The sequence below is a fragment of the Thiohalorhabdus sp. Cl-TMA genome, from assembly GCF_041821045.1.
In the GTDB taxonomy this organism is placed as follows: domain Bacteria; phylum Pseudomonadota; class Gammaproteobacteria; order Thiohalorhabdales; family Thiohalorhabdaceae; genus Thiohalorhabdus; species Thiohalorhabdus methylotropha.
Genome location: NZ_JBGUAW010000003.1, coordinates 137,907 through 158,839, shown reverse-complemented (window position 1 = coordinate 158,839; position 20,933 = coordinate 137,907). Strand labels below are relative to the sequence as shown.

Genomic DNA, 20,933 nt, shown 5'->3' with positions numbered 1-20,933 from the left:
CCTACATGCCGCCGCCACCTCCTTCTTCCATACCCCCGTCTTCTTCCTGCATGCCACCCCCTTCCTGGGTCTCCTCGGCCTCGAAGCGGGCGAACTCCCCCTGATCCAATTCCTGGTTGCCGTTTTCGTCGTACTGCTCGAAATTCTCGGACAGCTTCTGGGATTCGGCGCTCTGGGCCTCTTCCATGCTGATCTTGCCGTCGCCGTCCTTGTCGTATTCCTGGAACTTGCTGGTTCCTCCCCCATGCTCCCCTTCATGCATCTCCGCCTGGACGGCGCCGGCGGATCCGATCAGGAGGGCGGCGAACAGGGCAAGGCTGCGATTCCATTGCATGAGCAATTTCCCCATTGGTTGACGGTTGCAATGTCGCACGAGGCGCCCATGCGGGCCCTCTACCCGGGAGTTGCCAAGGTCGTGCCAAACCGTCGGTATCGTTTAATAACAGCGGACTGGACCGGCGCCGCCAGCACGCCTTGCCGCGGGCGGCCCGGGAGGTGTTCAAAAAGCTGACGGCGGAACGCCCGTTCGGGCAGCGTCCGTTACCGCCTCGAATAGGGGGAATCCTTACTCGCAGGGCCCATGCCGATAAGCATATGCATGGAGAGGCATAGGGGGTACTCCGATCCTACTCTACCCCTCCCCCGCCAAGGCCGTACCGGGTCACTGACCCCATTCAACAACAGGTAGATAAGCGGCTATCCGATCCCCGGGGAAAGCGGCGGGAGCGATTCTTGTAAAGAATTTCGACAGCGGGACCATGGGGCCGGAATCGGGCTTCCCCGACAGGACGTTGGCGGCCGCCCGAAGCGCCTTCCGGCCCGATCGGGGGAAAACCGGAGGGCCCCGAAGCCGGGCTCCGCAACGAGGGAGGAAGGGGCTTTCGAGGTTGTGACCGCATCTTGAAGGACTATCGGGCAGGCCGGGGGCGGACGGCGTCGTCCACGGGGAGAAGGGGCGCGGATCCGGGACCGGATCGTCAAATTTGTTGACATCCGCCGGTCCCGGGTCGCGCTGCCGGTCCGACGAGGGGAGTTATCCCCCCTCGCCGTCGCCCAAGCTCTTAGTGACGATCTCGAAGGTGTCGCGGGAGAGCTGGGGCTCCCGGCGGATGCGCTCGAGCTGCTCGCGCATGAGCCGCTGCCGCTCCTCGTCGTAGCGGCGGAAGCGGCTGAAGCCCCGCGCCAGCGCGGCCGCCATCTGCGGATTGATGCCGTCCATGTGCAGCACCTGGTCCGCGAAGAAGGCATAGGCCGTCCCGTCCGCGGCATGGAAGCGGTAGGGGTTGCCGCGGGCGAAGGCGCCCAGCACCGCCCGAACCTTGTTGGGATTCTTGTGGTTGAAGGCGGGATGGTCCAGCAGCGCCTTGATCCGGTCCAGGGTACCGTAGACCGGCGAGGAGGCCTGGATGGCGAACCATTTGTCCACCACCTCGGCTTCGTCCTTCCATTGCTCGTAGAAGGATTCCAGCGCCCCCCCGGTCCCGGCCACGTCCTCGGCCACCATGGGCCGCAGGGCGCCCAGCCGGTCGGTCATGTTGGTGGCCTGGCGGAACTGCTCCCGGGCCGCCTCGATCCCGGCCTCGTCGCCGCCCGCCACCAGATAGGCCAGGGACAGGTTCTTGAGCCGCCGCCGGGCGATGGCCTCCGGATCCGCGGAATATTCACCATCGGCCTGATGGGCCCGGTAATTGTAGAGGAAGTCGTCCCGCAGGGCCTGCGCCAGGCGCACCCGGATGGAGCGCCGCGCATGGTGGATGGCCTCCGGGTCCACGGGCCAGTCCATGAGATCGGCCAGATAGCTCTCGTCCGGCTGGGTGAGGGCCTCCGCCACCAGGGCCTTGTCCCCGGTTCCGCCGCGGAGCAGGGCACCGAAGGCATCCACCAGGGTACCCTCCAGCTCGATCTCCGCACCGGACCGGTAAGCGGTCATGGCCCGGAATAGCGCCCGGCGGGCCAGCTCCTGGCCGGCTTCCCAGCGGTTGAAGAGGTCCTCATCGTTGGCCAGCAGGAAGGCGAGATCCTCATCCCGATAACCGAACTCCAGACGCACCGGGGCGGAAAAGCTGCGCAGCAGCGAAGGTACCGGCTCCTCGGGGATCCCGGAGAAGGTGAAGGACTGCTCCGCCTCCCGCAGCTCCAGCATGCGGGTGGTCTCCGCCCGCTCGCCCTCGCCGGTGAGCCGCGGCGCCAGGCCGTTGCCGTCGCCGTCCAGCAGCCCCACGGCGATGGGGATGTGCATGGGCTCCTTTTGCCGCTGTCCGGGCGTTTCCGGTATCTCCTGGCGCATGTGCAGGGTGTAGGTGCCTGCCTCCGGATCGTAGTCGCCGTCCACGTGGATGCGCGGGGTCCCGGCCTGGGTGTACCACAGCCGGAACTGGGAGAGATCCCGCTCGCTGGCGTCCTCCAGCGCCCGTGCAAACTCCTCGGTGGTTACCGCCTGGCCGTCGTGGCGCTGAAAGTACAGGTCCGTGCCCCGGCGGAAGTCCTCGGCGCCCAGGAGGTTGTACATCATGCGGATCACTTCCGCGCCCTTCTCGTACACGGTGGGCGTATAGAAGTTGCTGATCTCGATGTAGGAGTCCGGACGGACCGGATGGGCGGTGGGCCCGTCGTCTTCGGGGAACTGGGCGGTGCGCAGCCGGCGAACGTCCTCGATGCGCTGCACCGGCGCGGAGTAGCGGTCGCCGGCGAACTGCTGCTCGCGGAAGACGGTGAAGCCCTCCTTCAGGGAGAGCTGGAACCAGTCGCGCAGCGTGACCCGGTTGCCGGACCAGTTGTGGAAGTACTCGTGGCCGATGATGGCCTCGATGCGCTGGAAATCCGCGTCGGTGGCCGTTTCCGGCTTGGCGAGGATGGCACTGGTGTTGAAGATGTTGAGGCCCTTGTTCTCCATGGCCCCCATGTTGAAGTCCTCCACCGCAACCACCTGGTAGACGTCCAGGTCGCATTCGCGGCCGTAGGCGGTCTCGTCCCAGGCCATGGCTGCCTTCAGGGAGCGCATGGCATGGTCCACCTTGTCCTCGTTGCCGTGCTCCACGTAGATGTGCAGGGCCACCTCGCGTCCGGACAGAGTGGTGAAGGCATCGCTCACGCGTGCCAGGTCGCCGGCCACCAGGGCGAACAGGTAGGAGGGCTTGGGATGGGGATCCTCCCACTGCACCCAATGGCGCCCCCCGGGGAGCGTGCCGGCGCCGATGCGGTTTCCGTTGGAGAGCAGCACGGGGTAGCGCTCCGCGTCCGCCACGATGGTGGTGGTGTAACGGGCCATGACGTCGCTGCGGTCCGGGAAGTAGGTGATGCGCCGGAAGCCTTCGGGCTCGCACTGGGTACAGAAGGTGCCGCTGGACTTGTAGAGCCCCTCCAGGGCGGTGTTCTCCTGCGGCCGTATGCTGGTGGTGATCTCCAGGGTGAAGTGCTCCGGGACCCCGTGGAGGGTCAGCGATTCCTCGTTCAGCTCATAGTCCGTTTCCGGCCAGGGGCGGCCGTCGACGGCCACTTCCAGCAGCTCCATCTCCCGGCCGTTCAAGAACAGCGCCCCGGGCTCGGCCCGGTCCGGGTTGGCCCGGACGGCCAGGCGGGCGTGCACGCTGGTCCACTCCTCTCCCAGCTCGAAGTGCAGATCGACGGTATCCACCACGTAGGCTGGCGGGGTGTACTCCGCCAGCCGCACGGGCTGCGGCTGTTGGGTATTGCGAACGTCTGCCATGACGGTCCTTCCCGGTTTATGAACGGGGATTGCGCGTAGGTTATTCGCCCTGAACAGTCACGGTGATCCGGCGCCGGAAGCCGTCGTAGCGGTGCTCCCACAGGTAGACCCCCTGCCAGGTGCCCAGCATGCAGCGGCCCTCGGAGACGGGGAGGGTCACCTCCGTGCTGGTGAGGACGCTGCGGATGTGCGCGGCCATGTCGTCGGGCCCTTCCAGGTCGTGGCGGTAGGCCGGATCGCCGTCGGGCGCTAGACGCTCGGCGATGGTCTCCAGGTCCCGCCGCACGGTGGGGTCGGCGTTCTCCGTGACGATCAGAGAGGCGCTTGTATGATGTTGGAAAACGTGACAGGTGCCGCGGTTGCATCCCGACTGCCGCACGAGGTCCTGGATGCGCTCGGTGATCTCATAGGTGCCCCGGCCGTCGGTGGCGATGCTGAAGGTCTCCTGGACCACCATGGTGCTACCCTCCCGTGCGCGTCGATAAACACGACAAGGTACCCCGAACCCGGCGGGGGAGCAAAAGGAGGCATCCCCGCGGAGCTATGCCTCCGGCGACGGCAGCCCGCGCTTCTCCCGCTGCTTCTCCACCAGCAGCAGCAGCGGCTGGAGATTGATCTTCTCCTGCGCGGTCACCTGCGCGTCCTCGTAGATGGCATGCCGGCCCAGGCGCTCCACTTCCAGGAGCTCCTCGTCGCTGAGCGCATCGAAGGAGAAGTCCCCGCTGGCGTCGGCGTATTTCGCTTCCAGCGCATCGAAGTAGTCGGCGAGGGCGGGCCTGTAATCATCGCTCATGTCGTTTGCTCTCCGCGCAGGTGGGGGTAGGCTGGCCATCACCGGGTCCGGTCGCCGCCGACCGGACCCGGGATACTACAATTAGGCAATGGGACCACAGGACCGGCGGGCCGTTTCGGCGCCCCCTGGAACAGCCCGCCAGCGTAGACCCTAAGGGAGCTCGAGACCATGACGGAACCCGCCCAGCCTCGGAATCTGGACCTCCGCGACGAGCCGCGCCCTCGCATGGCCGCCCTGGCCGCCGTTCAGCAGCGGGAGGGCGGCGTCCCTCTGGAGATCCTGTTCGCGGAAGAGCCTACCCTGCTCATGCAGGCGGTATCCCTCATGGTGCGCAACCGGATCCACTGGGACCTAGTGGACGGCGAGGAGGAAGCCTGGCGGGTGCGGGTGGTGGACCGGGATTCCGTGGAGCCCGACTCCCTCACCGACCTCCTGTCCCGCGATCACGAGCGCCTGGACCGCCTGTTCGGCATCGCCTTGCAGCATGCCAACAAGGGCGAGATCGCCGCCGCCCTTCCGCTCGTGGAGGCCTGCCATCAGGGACTGCGCCGCCACATCTACTGCGAGAACGACGTCCTCGCCCCCCATTTCGGCATACCGGAGGCAACGGCCCAGGACGACCCCACCAGCACCATGATCCAAGAGCATCGGACCATCCTGCAGGAGATGGCGGAGATCCGCGACATGGCCCGCCTGGAGGAGGCCGCTGATGCCTCCATGATCGCCGCCCTCATGGGCATCCTTTCCGGAAGCCTGGCCAAGCACGAAGGCCGGGAAGAGCAGAACCTTTTCCCGAAGTGGGAGGCGGCAATGCGCCGGGATCCCCACCCGGAGCTGCTGGCGCGGGCCAAGACCATCCTGGACGGCGGCGAGGACGGCCTGCTGCCCGAATAACTCCCGCGGCTCACTCGCCGTCCCGGATCCGTTCCATCCTCGATCAAGTAAAGAAGACGGATTACCACACGGCCCGCTTGCAGCGGATTTTTGGGCATCCGGGCGCGCAGATTTTCAATACGGGAGCTCGTGCTCTGTCGCAGAAATTCGTAACCAAAATGGGGTCCCCGGGAGGCGGGGCAAGCCCTCAGGCTCCAGGGGGCCCTGCCCTGCGGGCATCCCTGCAGTCGCTTTCCGGGCTTATCCCGCCTCCCGGGTCCGACCCAAGGAATAGAGAAAGAATTTCTGCGACAGAAAACTCGGTGCAATTTTCCATTTTTTTCACGCTTCCGGGCCATGCTCGGATTTGTCCAAAAATTGCGGCTGACCGCAATCTTTATGGGCTGCCATTGGCGAGCGAATTAACACACTCGGCGGAGCGGAACCTGCCCCGCTGGGCTTCTCTAATAAACCATGGGTGACATCAATTCCTTCATCCTGGCCGCCGGGATTCTGGTACTCTCCAGCATCCTTCTGAGCAGCCTGTCAGCGCGTATGGGGCTGCCCCTCCTCCTCATCTTCCTGGTGGTGGGAATGCTGGCAGGGGAGGACGGTCCCGGGGGCATCGATTTCGATGATTTCAGCACCGCCTTCCTGGTGGGGAATCTGGCCCTGGCCATCATCCTTTTGGACGGCGGCCTGCGTACCCGCTTTGCCACCTTTCGGGTGGCGCTCAGGCCGGCGACCATCCTGGCCACTTGGGGGGTATTCCTCACCACGGCCCTGGTGGGGGGCTTCGCCACCCTTGCATTCGGGGTGGATTGGCGTTACGGACTGCTTCTGGGCGGCATGGTGGCTTCCACGGACGCAGCCGCCGTTTTCTCCCTCCTGCGGCACAGCACGGTACAGCTCAATGAACGGGTTCGATCCACCCTGGAGATCGAATCCGGACTGAACGATCCGCTGGCGGTGTTCCTGGTGGTCGGCCTCGTGGGGCTCATCCTGGAGCCCCGGGAAACCACCGTGCCCGGGCTCATCCTTTCCCTGGCCCAGCAATTCGTGCTGGGGGGCCTCGGCGGACTGCTCGGGGGCTGGCTGGTGGGCATGCTCGGCGAGCGGGCCCGGCTCACCGAAGGGCTCTTCGCCCTGCTCATCGCCTCCGGCGGCTTGGTGGTATTTGCCGGGGTCAACCAAATCGGCGGCAGCGGATTCCTGGCCATCTACATACTCGGACTGGTCACGGGGAACTGGCGCCATCGCCCCCTCGACCCGACGCTCCAGGCCATGGATGGGCTGGCCTGGCTCTCCCAGGGCGGAATGTTCCTGCTTTTGGGACTCCTGGTAACCCCCTCCGAGCTTCTGAAACATCTGGGCACCGCCCTGGCCGTGGCGTTTTTCCTGATCCTGGTGGCCCGCCCTGCGGCAATCTTCACGGGGCTTTCGCCGCTGCGCTTTCCCTGGCGGGAAATGGCGTTCATCTCCTGGAACGGTCTTCGCGGCGCGGTTCCCATTATCCTTGCCATTTTCCCGGTCACGGCGGGCCTGGACGATTCCAGGCTGCTTTTCGATATTGTTTTCGCCGTGGTCCTGGTCTCCCTATTGGTGCAGGGGCCGACTCTCCCCTGGGCGGCCCGAATGCTGAAGGTGGCGGTTCCTAGCCGGGGTGAGCCAGCGACGCGCCGTGAGCTTTGGAGGGGCGAGCGCCGCACCATCGAGCTGATGCAATTGCAAGTGGGCGAGAACGCAGCGGCGGTGGGCCGCAATCCCGGGCAGATGCTTGCGGCGGCCATGGACCCGTGTGCCGCCGCCGTAATGGTGGTGCGTGATGGCTGGCCCTGGCTTCCGGGGAAAATCCGTGCGGTGCGTTCCGGAGACCGGATCTGGGTCATCGGCGATCCGGACAAGCTGGCCCATTTGTTCCCGCTCTTCGCCACCAGGGAGCCCGCCGGGGAGCTGGCGGAGACGGAATTTTTCGGGGAGTTCGCCGTGCGGGGAGACGCGCCGGGCGAAGATCTGGCGCTTATGTATGGAATCCCGCTCACGCAGGAGGAGCGGGGAATGGCCCTCGGAAACGTGTTTGCCGTCCGCATCGGCCGGGTTCCGGTGGTCGGCGACCGCGTGCAAGTGGGCCGAATCCAGCTGGTGGCGCGGGAGGTACAGGGAACAACGGTCAGCAGGATCGGCCTGAAGCTCCATTGACCGGCCGGAATAGAGCGGACCATCCAGGCCCGCCCATGGCTTCCCGGGAAAGTGGTGATTGATGTCCGCACAGAGGGCGGGCGGAGAAAACGGTAGCAAGGTTGGACAGTGGCACGCCCTCAGGCAGTCCGGCCGGTGGACCATTGCAAGCCGGGAGGCCAGCCCTGTTACAAGCGGCTTTTCTGGGACACGCTGGGCTTGAAAGTGATTTCCGGCTCCCAGGAGGCCCTGTTGCGGACAGCAGAAGGCCAGTGCCGCTGGCACGCAGCTCCCATCGGACAGGTTTTCGAGCTCCTGGATACCGGGCCGGAGGGCCTGAGCTCCGGGGAGGCCAGGATCCGGCTGGAGAGGCATGGCCTGAACCGGCTGCCGCAGCCGCGACGCCGGGGGCCGTTGGCGCGCTTCCTGGCGCAGTTCTCCAACCTGCTTATCCAGGTGCTGCTCGCGGCGGCGGTGATCACGGGCCTGCTGGGCCATTGGGCCGATACTCTGGTGATCGGCGGCGTGGTGCTGTTGAACGCCGTTATCGGCTTCGTCCAGGAGGGCAAGGCAGAAAATGCCCTCCAGGCTATCCGTAATATGCTCTCCCCCCAGGCGGCGGCATTTCGCGATGGCCATGTAACCACGCTGCCGGCCGAAGAGCTGGTGCCCGGGGACGTCGTCCAGCTCCAGGCCGGGGACAAAGTTCCCGCTGACCTCCGTCTCTTTCGTGCCAAGGGCCTGTCCATCCAGGAGTCGGTGCTCACGGGGGAGTCGGTTCCCGTGGCCAAGGGCAGCTTAGCGGTGACTGCCGACGCCCCACTCGGCGACCGGAGTGCCCTCGCCTATTCGGGCACGTTGGTAACCTCCGGACAGGGGTTCGGAGTGGTAGCAGCCACCGGGGCGGAGACGGAGATCGGCCGGATCAGCGGCATGCTCGCCGAGGTGGATAGCCTGACCACGCCGCTTCTGCGGCAGATGGAGGTCTTCGCCCGCTGGCTGACCGGTGTGGTTCTGGCCGTGGCGGCGCTGCTGTTCGGTTTCGGGATGCTGGTGCGGGATTTCGATGCCGCCGAGGCCTTCATGACAGTGGTGGGCATCGCCGTGGCGGCCATTCCGGAGGGGCTGCCCGCCATCCTTACCGTGACCCTCGCCATCGGCGTCCAGGGCATGGCGCGGCGCAATGCCATCATCCGCCGCCTCCCCGCGGTGGAGACGCTCGGCTCGGTTTCGGTGATCTGCAGCGACAAGACCGGCACCCTCACCCGCAACGAGATGACCGCGCGTGCCGTGATGACGCCCGCAGAAACCTTCGCCGTGGCCGGCACCGGCTATGACCCCCACGGCGACTTCGAGCGGGAGGGCGAGGCCGTTGAGCCGGGCGCCCAGCCGTTTTTGATGGAAGTGCTGCGGGCCGGGGTGCTCTGTAACGACGCCGGCGTCCGGCAAGACGACGGCGGAAACTGGCAGGTCGGGGGCGACCCCATGGAGGGCGCCCTCCTGGTGCTGGGGCGCAAGGCGGGGATCGACCAGGACGACCTGAAAGGCCGCCTGCCGCGCACCGACGAGATCCCCTTCGAGTCGGAGCACCGCTTCATGGCCACCCTCCACCACGACCACGAAGGGAACGCCACGGCCTTCCTCAAAGGGGCTCCAGAGCAGGTCCTGGAGATGTGCCAGTGGCAGGGCTCGCGGGAAGAAGGCGCCCCCCTCGATCGTGAGTATTGGCGGCAGGGCATCGAAGAGCTCGCCCGAGGGGGCATGCGGGTCCTCGCCATTGCCGCCAAGCCCCTGCCGAAACATGCCCAGGAATTAACCTTCGGGGCCGCCGAGGAGGGGCTGACCCTGCTGGGCCTGGTGGGTCTTCAGGACCCGCCGCGCGAGGAGGCCGTGGAGGCGGTGGCCGAGTGCCAGGCCGCCGGGATCCGGGTCAAGATGATCACCGGCGACCATGCGAGTACCGCGCGGGCCATCGCCGGACAGCTCGCCGTGCACAACAGCGGCGATGTGCTCACCGGTGCCGATCTCGAGCGGTTATCCGACGCGGAGCTGTTCGAGCGGGTGGCGGACACGGACGTCTACGCCCGTACCACGCCGGAGAACAAGCTGCGGTTGGTGGAAACCCTCCAGCGCCACGGCCTGACCGTTGCCATGACCGGTGACGGCGTCAACGATGCCCCGGCCCTCAAGAGGGCCGACATCGGCATCGCCATGGGCCGGAAAGGAACCGAGGCGGCCAAGGAGGCGGCGGAGATGGTGCTGGCCGACGACAACTTCGCCTCCATCTCCCGGGCGGTGCGGGCGGGGCGCACGGTCTACGACAACCTGAAAAAGGCCATCGCTTTCCTCCTACCGGTCAACGGCGGCGAGTCGCTGAGTATCGTCGGCGCCCTGTTGATCGGCCTGACCCTGCCCATCACGCCTCTGCAGATCCTCTGGGTCAACATGGTCAGCTCGGTGGCGCTGGCCATGGCGCTGGCCTTCGAGCCGGCGGAGCCGGGGGTGATGAAGCGTCCGCCCCGACCCGCGAAGGAGCCCCTGCTTTCCGGCTTTCTCCTCTGGCGGGTGGTGTTCGTCTCAACCCTGTTCTTCACTGCCATACTCGGCATCTTCGCCTGGTCCGTGGAGCATGGCTCCACACTGGAGGAGGCGCGCACCTATTCAGTCAACACGCTGGTTCTGCTGGAGGTGCTCTATCTATTCAGTATCCGCTACCTCCACGCGCCGGCCCTGAGCCGGAGCGGCATTCGTATAACCCGCGCTGCCGGCATCTCGGTGCTGGTGGTGGTCCTTCTGCAGCTGATCTTCACCTACGCCCCCTTCATGGAGGCCTTTTTCGAAACGCGGCCCATCGACTTCCTGCACGGCGCCGAAATCCTGGGTATAGGAGTCCTGTTCTTCGGCCTGCTGGAGGTGGAAAAGCGGGTGCGGCGGCGCACGGGCTGGGGAATCCGGTAAACGTTTGGCAAAGCCCGCCGAGGCCGGCTACAGCCGCTCCTCCTCATGCGCTCTCCAGGTCGCCGTTTCCGTATCCACCCCCGTCCAGGGCTCCTCGGGGAGGTGGTGCTTAATGCCCTCGCGCGGGGCGAAGCGCTCCTCGCGCAAGCCTTTCAGTACTCCGGCCATCATCAGGAGCATGATGAAGGAGAAAGGCAGCGCCGCGGCGATGACGGCGTCCTGCAGGGTCTGGGTGCCGCCGCCCACCACCAGCACGGCGGTGAGCACGCCGATGCCCAGGCCCCAGGCGATGCGATGGCGCAGGGGCGGGCTGGGGTCACCGTAGGCCATGATGGTGTTGATCACCAGGGTTCCGGAGTCGGCGGAAGTGATGAAGAAAATGGCGATGAGCAGGGTGGCCAGGACGGCGGTACCCGTGGCCAGGGCCTCGACGCTGGTGAGCGCCTCGATGGTGCGGTACAGGGCCACGGTGACGTCCTGCTGCACGGCGCCGGCGATGGCCACCGTGTCGTTCATCTCCAGGTCGATGGCGGTGCCGCCGAGGGCGGCGATCCAGAGGAAGTTGAACACCGCGGGCAGCAACAGAACGCCGAACACGAACTCACGCAGGGTGCGCCCGCGGGAGATCCGGGCGATGAACATGCCCACGAAGGGCGACCAGGCGATCCACCAGCCCCAGTAGAATACGGTCCACTCGGTATGCCAGTCGCGGTGGCCGTCCATGCCGGTCCAGAAAGAGCGGCTGATGAGATTCTGGAAGTAGTCGCCGCCGGCCTGCAGGAGATAGCCGAACAGCTGCCAGGTGGGACCCAATACCAGAAAAAGCACAAGCAGCAGAACGGCCAGCCATAGGTTGAGCTCAGACAGGCGCCGCACGCCGCGGCGCACCCCCGAGGCCACGGAGGCGGTGGCGGCCAGGGTAACTGCGGCGATGATGGCGAGCTGCAGGGCCTGGCTGCGCTCGATGCCGAGCAGTTCGGAGAGGCCCGTTTCCATCTGCTGGGCGCCAAAGCCCAGGGTGGTGGCCACGCCGAACACCGTGGCCAGCACGGCGAAGATGTCCACCAGGTGTCCGGCAGTTCCGTGGATTCGGTGGCCGAGCAGTGGATGGAGGGCGGAGCGCAGGGTCAGCGGCAGGCCCTGGCGGTAGGCGAAGTAAGCCAGGGATAGGGCCACCACGGCGAACACGCTCCATGCGGACAGTCCCCAGTGGAAGAAAGTGAGCCGCAGCGCCGCCGTCGCCGCTTCCGGCGTGCCGGCCGCCTCCACCAGCGGGTTGTCGCCGAGGTGCAGTATGGGCTCGGCGACGCTCCAGAACAGCAGGCCAACGCCGGTGCCGGCGGCGAACAGCATGGCCAGCCAGGGGATCAGGGTGAACTCCGGCTGCTCCAGGTCGCCACCCAGGCGGACGTTCTTGTAGCGGCCCACGCCAAGCCAGAGGACGAAGGCGAGGATGAAGGCCACGAGCCCCACGTAGTACCAGGCCAGGAAGGGGTTTATCTGTTCACGCAGGTCGGCCAGGAGCCGGGCGGTCTCGCCGCTGACCAGGGTGCCGAGCAGGAGCATGGCCACCATGAGGGTGGCGGCCCCCAGGTAGACCACCGGGCTCATGCCCTTGAGAGGGCCGCGCGCGGCCCGTTTCCCTCCCTCCATGCCATCTCCCGTGCTTGCATTCGTGGACATACCCCGGATGGACCTCCCGATGCGATCCGCATCGGTTCCTGCCGCCGCGCGCAGGCCCTAGAATGAGGAAACCCTTGACGCCCACCGGGAATACGCATGCACTCCACCTACCACGAGATCGCCCTGCTGCTGCTCATCTCCGCGGCCGTGGGCCTGCTGGGCATACGGCTGCGTCAGCCGCTGATCGTGGCCTTCATCGTGGTGGGGCTGACGGTCGGTCCCGCCGGGCTGGGGCTGGTGAGTGCCCACGACCAGATCGATCTTTTGGCGCAGATCGGCATCACCATCCTGCTGTTCCTGGTGGGGCTGAAGCTGGACCTTCACCTGGTGCGCCGGCTGGGACCGGTGGCCCTGGCCACCGGGCTCGGCCAGCTCACCTTCACGATTCTGTTCGGCTTCCTGCTCAGCCTGGCCCTCGGCCTGGACACCATGACAGCGCTGTACGTGGCGGTGGCCCTCACCTTCTCCAGCACCATCATCATCGTCAAGCTCCTGTCCGACAAGCGCGAGATCGACGCGCTGCACGGCCGCATCGCCATGGGCTTTTTGATCGTGCAGGACATCGCCGTGGTGGCGGCAATGGCCCTGCTCGGCGCTTCGGGGAGTCAAGAGGGCGGACTGGTAACCGCGCTCACCGCGGCCGGCACACTGGTAGCGGTACTGGGCGCGCTGCTGCTGCTCATGCGCTACGTCTTCCCGCGTCTGGTGCAGACGCTCGGCCAGTCCCACGACTTGCTGCTGATCTTCGCCGTGGCCTGGGGCACCGGCCTGGCGAGCCTGGGCGAGGTGGCCGGCTTCGGCAAGGAGGTGGGGGCATTCCTGGCGGGCTTCTCCCTGGCCTCCACGGGCAATCGGGACCTGATCGGCGACCGACTCACCAGCCTGCGCGATTTCCTGCTGCTGTTCTTCTTTATCGAGCTCGGCAGCCGGCTTGACCTCTCCACCCTGGGTGGAGAGCTGGGGCCGGCGGTGGTGCTGTCGCTGTTCGTGCTGGTGGGCAACCCCCTGGTGGTGCTCGGCATCATGGGCTTCATGGGCTACCGCAAGCGTACGGGCTTCCTCGCCGGACTCACCGTGGCCCAGATCAGCGAGTTCTCCATCATCTTCACCGCCATGGGGATCTCCATGGGCCACATCAGGGAGCAGGCCCTGGGCCTGGTAACCCTGGTGGGCCTGGTGACCATCACCCTGTCCACCTACATGATCCTCTACTCCAACCGCCTGTACGCCTGGGTGGAGCCCTGGCTGGGGATCTTCGAGCGGCGCCACCCCCATCGGGAGATGGCCGTGGAGGAGCGGGGCCGGGCCCTGCGCGAGGCGCGGGTGGTAGTGCTGGGCATGGGTCGCCTGGGTCGGCGGATCGCAACCCGCCTTCAGGCCGACGGAGCGCGCGTGGTGGGGGTGGACTTCGATCCCGAGGCGGTTCGCCGCGCCGAGGAGGAGGACATCACCGTTTACCCGGGGGACGCCTCCGATCCCGAAGTGGTCGGGACCCTGCCCGACAGCCCGGATACGTACCTCATCAGCACGGTGCCCAAGGCTGAGCCCAACCTGGCGCTGTGGCGGGGCCTCCGCCAGAGCGGAAACGAGGCGGAGGTGCTGGTGGCCACCTTCAGCGAGCGGGACGCCGAGCGCTATGGCGAGGCGGGCATCCAGCGGCTGCTGCTGCCCTACGCCAGTGCCGCCGAGCACGCCGCGGACCTGGTGGCGCGGGAGCTGGAAACGGGGGCCCGGGTGTAATCCCCCGCGTGCACCCTGTCCGGACGGCCGCCGGCTTCTCCGGGCAGGCGGCACGCGCCGCGTGGACAGCCCCCTCGGATCATGCTTGCGCCCGGACGCGCCGCGGAGAGAAGCCGGCCACCCGGCGGCGCAGGCTCCGGACGTCGTTCGGACCGCCCCGCTCCTCGTAGCGCAGCCTGATATACAGGCGGGCGAGATCCCGGACCTCCCTGGCCAGATCCGGCCGCGACCCCGCCACGCGCTCTGCGTAGGCCCGCGGCCCCTCGGCCCGGTGCCTCGGCAAGCCGGCCCGTGCCAGCTTCCGCTCCAGGCGCCCGAAGGCCGCCTCCACGGGACCGGAGCGCACGCGGCCCCGCCACAGCACCAGCAGCGCCACCAGCCCACCGGACAGGACCAGTCCGGCGGCCAGCGCCCCCACCATCCGCGGCCACTGACCAAGGCCGACCCGGCCCAGAACCGCCCTTTGCGCCTCCGCATCGTAGCCGAGCACCCACCGGTCCCAGGCGGTTTCCAGGGCATCCAGCCGGAGCCGGACCCCCCGCAGCCAGCCGCCGTCGGCGCGCGCCATCAGGGGAACCGGATCGTCCTCCGGCACCGACCCGTCCAGGCCTTCCTCGGCCCGCGCCGGAGAAACAGCCGTGGTGGGGTCCACCCGCACCCACCCCCGGTCGGGGAGCCACACCTCGGTCCAGGCGTGGGCATCCGCCTGGCGGACGATCAGATAGTCCCCGCTGGGATTGCGCGTTCCGCCCAAATAGCCGGTGACCACCCGGGCCGGCACCCCCGCGGCCCGCATCAGGAAGGTGAATGCCCCCGCATAGTGGCCGCAGAAGCCCCTGCGGCTGCCGAACAGGAATGCATCCACCCAGTTGCCGTCCAGCTCGGGCGGCGTGAGGGTGTAGGCGAAACCGCCCTCGCGGAAGTAGCGCAGCCCCCGCGCCACCACCGCGGCGCTGTCGGCGGTGGCGCGCCGCCACTCTCGGGCCAGGGCCCGGGCCTGCGGATGGGCATCCGGCGGGAGCTCCAGGAATCGGGCGCGACGCTGCTCGGAAAGCCCCCGCCCGATGCGGTGCTCGGTGAAAGAGCGCACCCGGTAGCGCCGTACCCGGTGCACGGGCTCCCCGGTCAACAGCTCGAAGCGCCCCGAGACCCGCGCGCCGCCCGGGGCGCCCCCCGGCAGGTCCAGGGCGAACAGCCATTCGCGATGGTGCGGCTCCAGCAGGACCCGGTACTCGGCGGGCCGCCCCCGACTTTCGATGCGCGGGGGCGACACCTCCCGCCCCGGGCCTGGCCGCCAGGTGCCGCCGTCGTAGGCCGCCAGCACCGGCCCCCGCCAGTAGCGCTCCCCGGCCGGGGGCGGAGCGCCGTCGAAGGTGGCGCGGAAGGCCACCGCGTCCGACCGGCTCAGACGGCTGATGGCGCCGGGCGCCAGGCGATCGTCCAGCCCGGTGACTGCCCGTCCCTGGTCGGGCAGGCCCCAGAGCGGGCTGCCCAGGCGGGGAAAGAACAGAAACAGCACCAGCATCACCGGCAGCCCCTGGAGGGCGAGGCGGGCGGCCAGCCCGGCATGCGCCCAGGGGTGCTCGCCCCAGGCCTCCCGGGAGACCGCCACCAACAGGCTGGTCAGGCCCCACACCGCCGCCAGCAGGTACGCCACCGTCCAGGGCGCCTGTGAGGCGAGAAACTGCGCGGCCACCAGGAAATAGCCCAGATAGAGGAGCACCAGGGCATCCCGGCGGCGGCGCAGCTCCAGCAGCTTCAGGGCGGCCATGGCCGTAAGCAGCGCCACCCCGGCCTGCAGTCCGGTGAGGGTACCGAAGGCCGCGCCCACGCCCCCCGCAACCACCACGGTCAGCCCCACGCGGGCCGGCCGGCCCGGTAGGGCGCTCCCCCGCCGGGCCGCCCAGACCCGCCACATCCCCACCCCCAGCACCCCGGCGCCGAGCCAGAGCGGCAGACGCACCAGATGGGGCGCGAGCACCCCGCCCAGCACGGCCACCAGGGCCGTAACCAGGGGCGCGGAGAGCCGGGGGCTGGTGCTCACGAGCCCCAGCACGCGAGGGCCGCGAGGCAGCGGTGGCGATGCTCCGCACCGCGCCCCGGAGGGATCTCCCGCCCCGGCAGCCGGAGGCCGTAGGGACGGGCCTGGTGCTCGGCGTCCAGCACCCAGCGGCAGAGCCGCGACAGGCGCGCCTCCGGCTCCAGACCCTCCAGAGCCGCCCAGTCCAGCCAGGCCGGCGTGGCGGCGGCCCCCGCGAACACCTTGGTCTGGGGATCCTGGCCGCGCGCCACCAGACGCCAGGCCACGTGGCGGGGCGGATCCCCGGACTGGTAGCGCCGCAGGCCCCGGAAGTCGCCGGTATCCTCACCTCCCTCACCACCCGATTCGCCGCCGGTGGCAGCGGGCGGTTCGGGCACAGTGCCGCTCTCCGGGCGGGGGTACACCACGCAGCTCCAGTCGGGCCGTACCCAGGACCAAGCCTGAAAGAGGCCCGCCGGAAAGCGGCTCCCCACCACGAATCGCCCCACGGGCAGGGGGCCACGCTCCTCCGCCGGCACCTCCACCACCAGGTCGCCGCTGCCGTCGGCGGGGACGTCCGCCGACGGGCTCCGGTGCGCTTCCCGTAGCAGGGACAGGCCCATGCGGCTGCGGCCGGAGGATTCGGCGAGCCGCACATGGAACCGGGCCACGCCCCCGGCGAATACCGGGTCCGCGCCCCGACCCTGTACCGTCACGCCCAACAGGTTGCGGAAATTGTGGAGCATGGCGGCGTTGGCCACGCCCGCCAGGAGGAAGACCAGCAGGTAGGCCATGCTGTTGCCGTAGTTCACCGCCCCCAGCCAGATAGCCCCCAGCAGGGCGGCGAAGCCCAGACCGGCGCGGGTGGGCAGGATGAAGATCCGCCGATAGGTCAGGGCTACCCGGCCGCCCTGCAGGCCCATGCGCCGGGCCACGAGGCGGTCCACCACGCCCTGCAGGAAGCGCGGCGCCCGCATCAGGGGATGGCCACCTCGTCCATCACCGCGGCGGTGTGCTCCAGGGACGAACGTCCCTCCTCGCTCGGCAGCGGGTGCAGGCGGTGGGCGGCCACGGCCGGGAAGACCGCCTGCACGTCCTCCGGCAGGACGGCCTGCCGGCCGTCCACCAGCGCCCAGGCCTGTGCGGCCCGCAGCAGGGCCAGACCCGCCCGGGGCGAGAGGCCCGTGCGGAAACGGCCCACCTCCCGGGTGTGCGTGAGCAGGGCCTGAACGTAGTCCAGCAGGGCGGCGGAAGCATGCACCTCGGGGACCGCCCGCTGCAGGGCGTCCAGGGTATCGGTGTCCATGGCGGTTGTGAGGCGCTGCACCAGGGTGGCGCGGTCCTCCCCTTCCAGCAGCTCCCGCTCCGCCCGCGTGTCCGGATAGCCCAGGGATAGCCGCATGAGGAAGCGGTCGAGCTGCGACTCCGGCAGGGGGAAGGTTCCGATCTGCGACAGCGGATTCTGGGTGGCAATGACGAAGAACGGCTCCGGCAGATCCCGGGTCGCTCCCTCCACCGTCACCTGGCGCTCGCCCATGGCCTCCAGCAGGGCGCTCTGCGTCTTGGGCGTGGCGCGGTTCACCTCGTCGGCCAGCACCAGCTGGGCGAAAAGCGGCCCCTGATGGAAGACGAAGCCGCCCGTTTCCCGCTCGTAGACGGAAGCACCGACGATATCCGCCGGAAGCATGTCGCTGGTGAACTGGATCCGCTGCAGGTCCAGGCCCAGCAGCCGGGACAGGGCATGGGCCAGGGTGGTCTTGCCCACCCCGGGCAGGTCCTCGATCAGGAGGTGTCCCCGGGCCAGCAGTCCGGCCACCGCGAGCCGCACCGCCTCCTCCTTGCCCAGCAGAACCTGGTTGACGGACTGCAAGAGCGCGCGAACCGGCGCATCCATGGTGATCGTTCTCCTCGTGGTTCTGGCAGCCCCACCATACCGGTACCGGCCGCGACGGCAAGGAGGCCGGCCCTCCGCCCAACCTTGCCCCCGGCCGCACCGCGGTCAAGCGGTGTCTATCAACTTCCGGGACAGGAGGGGACAGCATTCCGCCATCAGGACCCGCGCAGCGGGGCCGGAGGACACGGGCCACAACCCTTCCGCGCGGCGCTACGCGCTGGTTACACTGCCAATAACAGTCACCCCCCGCCCGGAAGATGTCCATGCCCCGCGCTCTCCGTTATCTGCTTCCCCTGCTCCTCCTGGGAGCGGCGGGCGGTGGTCTCTATTGGTACCTGCAGACCCCGGAGTCCGGACAGAACGGCCCCATCACCCTCTACGGCGATGTGGACATCCGCGAGGCGGAGCTGGCGTTTCCCCTGTCGGCCCGCATCGCCCGGGTCCCCGTGGAAGAGGGCGACCGCGTGAAGGCCGGGGACCTCCTGGCGGTGCTGGACCGCGAGCGTTTGCGCCAAGCAGCCGCCGAGGCCCGAGGGCGGATGGAGGCCGCCAAGGCCGAGCTGGAGGCCCTGGAGGCAGGCTCCCGGCCCGCGGAGATCCGGCGGGCCCGGGCGGAGACGGAGGCCGCCGAGGCGACCGCCAATCTCGCCCGGCAGGCGCTGGAGCGCCTGCGCAATCTGGCGGACGAGCGGTTCGTGCCCCAGCAGCGCCTGGATGACGCCGAGGCCGAGCTGGCGGCCAGCCGGGCGCGCCTGCGGGCGGCCCGGCAGTCCCTGGCGCTTCTCGAGGAAGGCCCCCGGAAAGAGGACATCCGCGCCGCGCGGGCCCGCTCCCGGGCGACGGAGGCCGAGTACCGCAGGCGCCGGAAGGAGCTAGCCGACGCCCGTTTGCAGGCCCCGGCGGCGGGCATCATCCGGAATCGCCTCATGGAGCCCGGCGAGGTGGCCACCCCCCAGACTCCGGTACTTACCCTGGCCCGCCGCGACCGCATCTGGGTTCGGGCCTTCCTTCCCGAGCCGCAGCTGGGTCGGGTCCGGCCCGGCATGGCCGCCGAGATCCATACCGACACCTACCCGGACCGCAGCTTTCCGGCCCGCGTCGGTCACATTAGCCCCACCGCCGAGTTCACGCCCAAGACCGTGGAGACCACCGAGATCCGCCCGGAGCTGGTCTACCGCACGCGGATCAACGCCTGCAAGCCCTACCCCGAGCTGCGCCTGGGCATGCCGGTCACCGTGGTGATCCGGCCCGAGGTGGCCGGCAAGCGTGCAGAGCCCTGCCCATGAGCTCATGACGGCCGAAGCAGCGGACGCCGCGCCCCCGGAGCCGGCCATCCGGCTCGACGGGCTGGTCAGGACCTTCCCCGACCCTGCCTCGGCGGGCCGGGTGCGGGCGCTGGACGGCCTTTCCGTGCGGATCACCGGCGGCCGGGTAACCGGCGTAGTGGGCGCCGACGGGGCGGGAAAGACCACCCTGCTGCGCCTGCTCGCCGGCCTGCTGCTCCCGGACGAGGGCCGGGTGCGGGTGCTGGGCGGAGACCCGGCCGCCGGCGATCCGGCGCTGCGCGACCGCCTCGGCTACATGCCCCAGAGCTTCGGCCTCTACCAGGAGCTCACGGTGGCGGAGAACCTGCGCCTCTACGCCGACCTCCACGGACTCCCGGGCGCGCGGCGGGCGGAGCGCTTCGAGGAGCTGTTGGCCTTCGCCGGACTGGCCCCCTTCGTCCACCGCCGCGCCGGCCGGCTTTCCGGCGGCATGAAACAGAAGCTGGGGCTTGCCTGCACCCTGGTCCAGCCCCCCGAGGTGCTGCTGCTCGACGAGCCCACGGTGGGGGTGGATCCCCTTTCCCGTCGGGAGCTGTGGACCATCATCTACCGGCTCGTCGAGGGGGGTATGAGCGTGGTGGTGAGCACCGCCTACCTCGACGAGGCGGAGCGCTGCGCCGAGGTCCTGCTCCTCCATCAGGGCCGGCTCCTGGAGCAGAGCGCGCCCGGCCCCCTGGCCGGGGAGGCGGCCGGACGTACCTTCGCCCTTTCCGGCCTGGACCCGGAAGCCCGCCACCGGCTGCTCATGGAGCTTCCCGACCAGCCGGGTATCCGCGACGTGGTGGCCCAGGGCCGGCGCCTCCGCGTGCTCACGGACGGCCGGATCCCGGCATCGCCCCCGGGCCTGGACGAAGCCCGATTCGAGCCGGCGACGCCGCGCTTCGAGGACGCCTTCATCGCCCGTCTGCTGGATGCGGGGGCCGAGCGGGAGAGCGCCTTCGACGGCGAGGCGGTGCCGGCGGGGCCCGGGCACGGCGACGCCCACGCCCTGTACCTGTCCGGAGTGAGCCGGCGCTTCGGCGATTTCCACGCGGTGCGGAAGGTGGGCTTCCAGGTATATCCCGGGGAGATCTTCGGCCTGCTGGGACCCAACGGCGCCGGCAAGTCCACGCTCATCAAGATCCTGTGCGGACTGCTGCCGCCCAGCGCTGGCGAGGTGCGGGTAGCCGGGGTGGACGCCCGCAAGGCGCCGGCGGCGGTGCGCGCCCGGCTCGGCTACATGTCCCAGCAGTTCTCCCTCTACGGCGACCTGTCACCCACCCAGAACCTGCGCTTCTTCTGCCGCGCCTACGGGCTGCGGGGCCGCGCCATGGAGGAGCGCGTGGCCCGGACGCTGGCGGAGCTCAAGCTGGAGAGCGTGGCCGGCGCGGCCAGCGGCAACCTGCCCCTGGGCTACAAGCAGCGCCTCGCCCTGGGCACCGCCCTCCTCCACCGCCCGGACATCGTCCTGCTCGACGAGCCCACCTCGGGCGTGGACCCCCTCGCCCGGCGCGGCTTCTGGGCCTGGATCACGCGACTGGCGCAATCCGGGGTCACCGTGCTGGTCACCACCCATTTCCTGGAGGAGGCGGAGTACTGCGACCGGCTGGGGATCATCTACGCCGGCGAGCTCGCCGCCCTGGACACCCCGGACGGCCTGCGCGAGCGCTACCGCGGCGCGAACAATCCGGATCCCACGCTGGAGGACGCCTTCGTGGCGCTCATCGAGGAGCGGCGCAGGGAGGAGGACGGCCATTGAACCGCCTTCCGCCGTTCCCGGGTGT

Annotated in this window: 14 protein-coding genes; 6 read left to right on the top strand and 8 right to left on the bottom strand. The window is 69.0% G+C overall.

Features of this window, described 5'->3' with window-relative positions; all coding sequences use genetic code 11:
• Position 1 precedes the first annotated feature (1 nt).
• The 4 genes from ACERLL_RS05165 to ACERLL_RS05150 all read right to left on the bottom strand — a co-directional run bounded on the left by ACERLL_RS05165 (position 2) and on the right by ACERLL_RS05150 (position 4,499).
• Positions 2-334, bottom strand: coding sequence for an EF-hand domain-containing protein (locus tag ACERLL_RS05165; RefSeq protein WP_373654996.1), 333 nt, complete (start codon positions 332-334; stop codon positions 2-4).
• A 699-nt stretch (positions 335-1,033) separates the two neighbouring features.
• Positions 1,034-3,706, bottom strand: coding sequence for an aminopeptidase N (pepN, locus tag ACERLL_RS05160; RefSeq protein WP_373654995.1), 2,673 nt, complete (start codon positions 3,704-3,706; stop codon positions 1,034-1,036).
• A gap of 40 nt (positions 3,707-3,746) precedes the next feature.
• Positions 3,747-4,163: a secondary thiamine-phosphate synthase enzyme YjbQ gene (locus ACERLL_RS05155; protein ID WP_373654994.1), complete on the bottom strand. Its 417-nt coding sequence runs from the start codon at positions 4,161-4,163 to the stop codon at positions 3,747-3,749.
• Between the two features lie 84 nt (positions 4,164-4,247).
• Complete coding sequence (locus ACERLL_RS05150; protein ID WP_373654993.1) at positions 4,248-4,499, bottom strand: hypothetical protein; 252 nt, start codon at positions 4,497-4,499, stop codon at positions 4,248-4,250.
• Between the two features lie 168 nt (positions 4,500-4,667).
• Here ACERLL_RS05150 and ACERLL_RS05145 point away from each other — a divergent pair, with 168 nt between their 5' ends.
• The 3 genes from ACERLL_RS05145 to ACERLL_RS05135 all read left to right on the top strand — a co-directional run bounded on the left by ACERLL_RS05145 (position 4,668) and on the right by ACERLL_RS05135 (position 10,508).
• On the top strand, positions 4,668-5,393 hold the full coding sequence (locus ACERLL_RS05145; protein ID WP_373654992.1) for a hemerythrin domain-containing protein: 726 nt from the start codon (positions 4,668-4,670) through the stop codon (positions 5,391-5,393).
• 453 nt (positions 5,394-5,846) lie between these two features.
• Positions 5,847-7,571: a potassium/proton antiporter gene (locus ACERLL_RS05140; RefSeq protein ID WP_373654991.1), complete on the top strand. Its 1,725-nt coding sequence runs from the start codon at positions 5,847-5,849 to the stop codon at positions 7,569-7,571.
• 231 nt (positions 7,572-7,802) lie between these two features.
• A complete protein-coding gene (locus ACERLL_RS05135; RefSeq protein WP_373654990.1) occupies positions 7,803-10,508 on the top strand; it encodes a cation-transporting P-type ATPase in 2,706 nt (901 codons plus the stop codon).
• A 27-nt stretch (positions 10,509-10,535) separates the two neighbouring features.
• Here the strand turns inward: ACERLL_RS05135 and ACERLL_RS05130 are convergent, their stop codons facing one another.
• Entirely contained in the window at positions 10,536-12,161 is a 1,626-nt protein-coding gene (locus ACERLL_RS05130; protein WP_373654989.1) for a BCCT family transporter, read from the bottom strand.
• Positions 12,162-12,287: 126 nt separating this feature from the next.
• Here ACERLL_RS05130 and ACERLL_RS05125 point away from each other — a divergent pair, with 126 nt between their 5' ends.
• Entirely contained in the window at positions 12,288-13,931 is a 1,644-nt protein-coding gene (locus tag ACERLL_RS05125) for a cation:proton antiporter (protein ID WP_373654988.1), read from the top strand.
• A 79-nt stretch (positions 13,932-14,010) separates the two neighbouring features.
• Here ACERLL_RS05125 and ACERLL_RS05120 read toward each other — a convergent pair whose 3' ends face one another.
• From ACERLL_RS05120 to ACERLL_RS05110, 3 genes are read right to left on the bottom strand one after another with little or no spacing between them, the layout of a single operon-like run.
• Positions 14,011-15,975: a transglutaminase TgpA family protein gene (locus ACERLL_RS05120; protein WP_373654987.1), complete on the bottom strand. Its 1,965-nt coding sequence runs from the start codon at positions 15,973-15,975 to the stop codon at positions 14,011-14,013.
• Complete coding sequence (locus ACERLL_RS05115; RefSeq protein WP_373654986.1) at positions 15,972-16,928, bottom strand: DUF58 domain-containing protein; 957 nt, start codon at positions 16,926-16,928, stop codon at positions 15,972-15,974. Before ACERLL_RS05115 ends, ACERLL_RS05120 begins: the two co-directional genes overlap by 4 nt.
• Entirely contained in the window at positions 16,928-17,845 is a 918-nt protein-coding gene (locus tag ACERLL_RS05110) for an AAA family ATPase (RefSeq protein ID WP_373654985.1), read from the bottom strand. The genes ACERLL_RS05115 and ACERLL_RS05110 overlap by 1 nt, the downstream gene beginning before the upstream one ends.
• A gap of 263 nt (positions 17,846-18,108) precedes the next feature.
• Between ACERLL_RS05110 and ACERLL_RS05105 the strand changes: the two genes are divergently transcribed.
• Positions 18,109-19,131, top strand: a complete 1,023-nt coding sequence (locus tag ACERLL_RS05105) for an HlyD family secretion protein (RefSeq protein WP_373654984.1) — start codon at positions 18,109-18,111, stop codon at positions 19,129-19,131.
• Positions 19,112-20,908, top strand: a complete 1,797-nt coding sequence (locus ACERLL_RS05100; RefSeq protein ID WP_373654983.1) for an ATP-binding cassette domain-containing protein — start codon at positions 19,112-19,114, stop codon at positions 20,906-20,908. The genes ACERLL_RS05105 and ACERLL_RS05100 overlap by 20 nt, the downstream gene beginning before the upstream one ends.
• Positions 20,909-20,933: the final 25 nt, after the last annotated feature.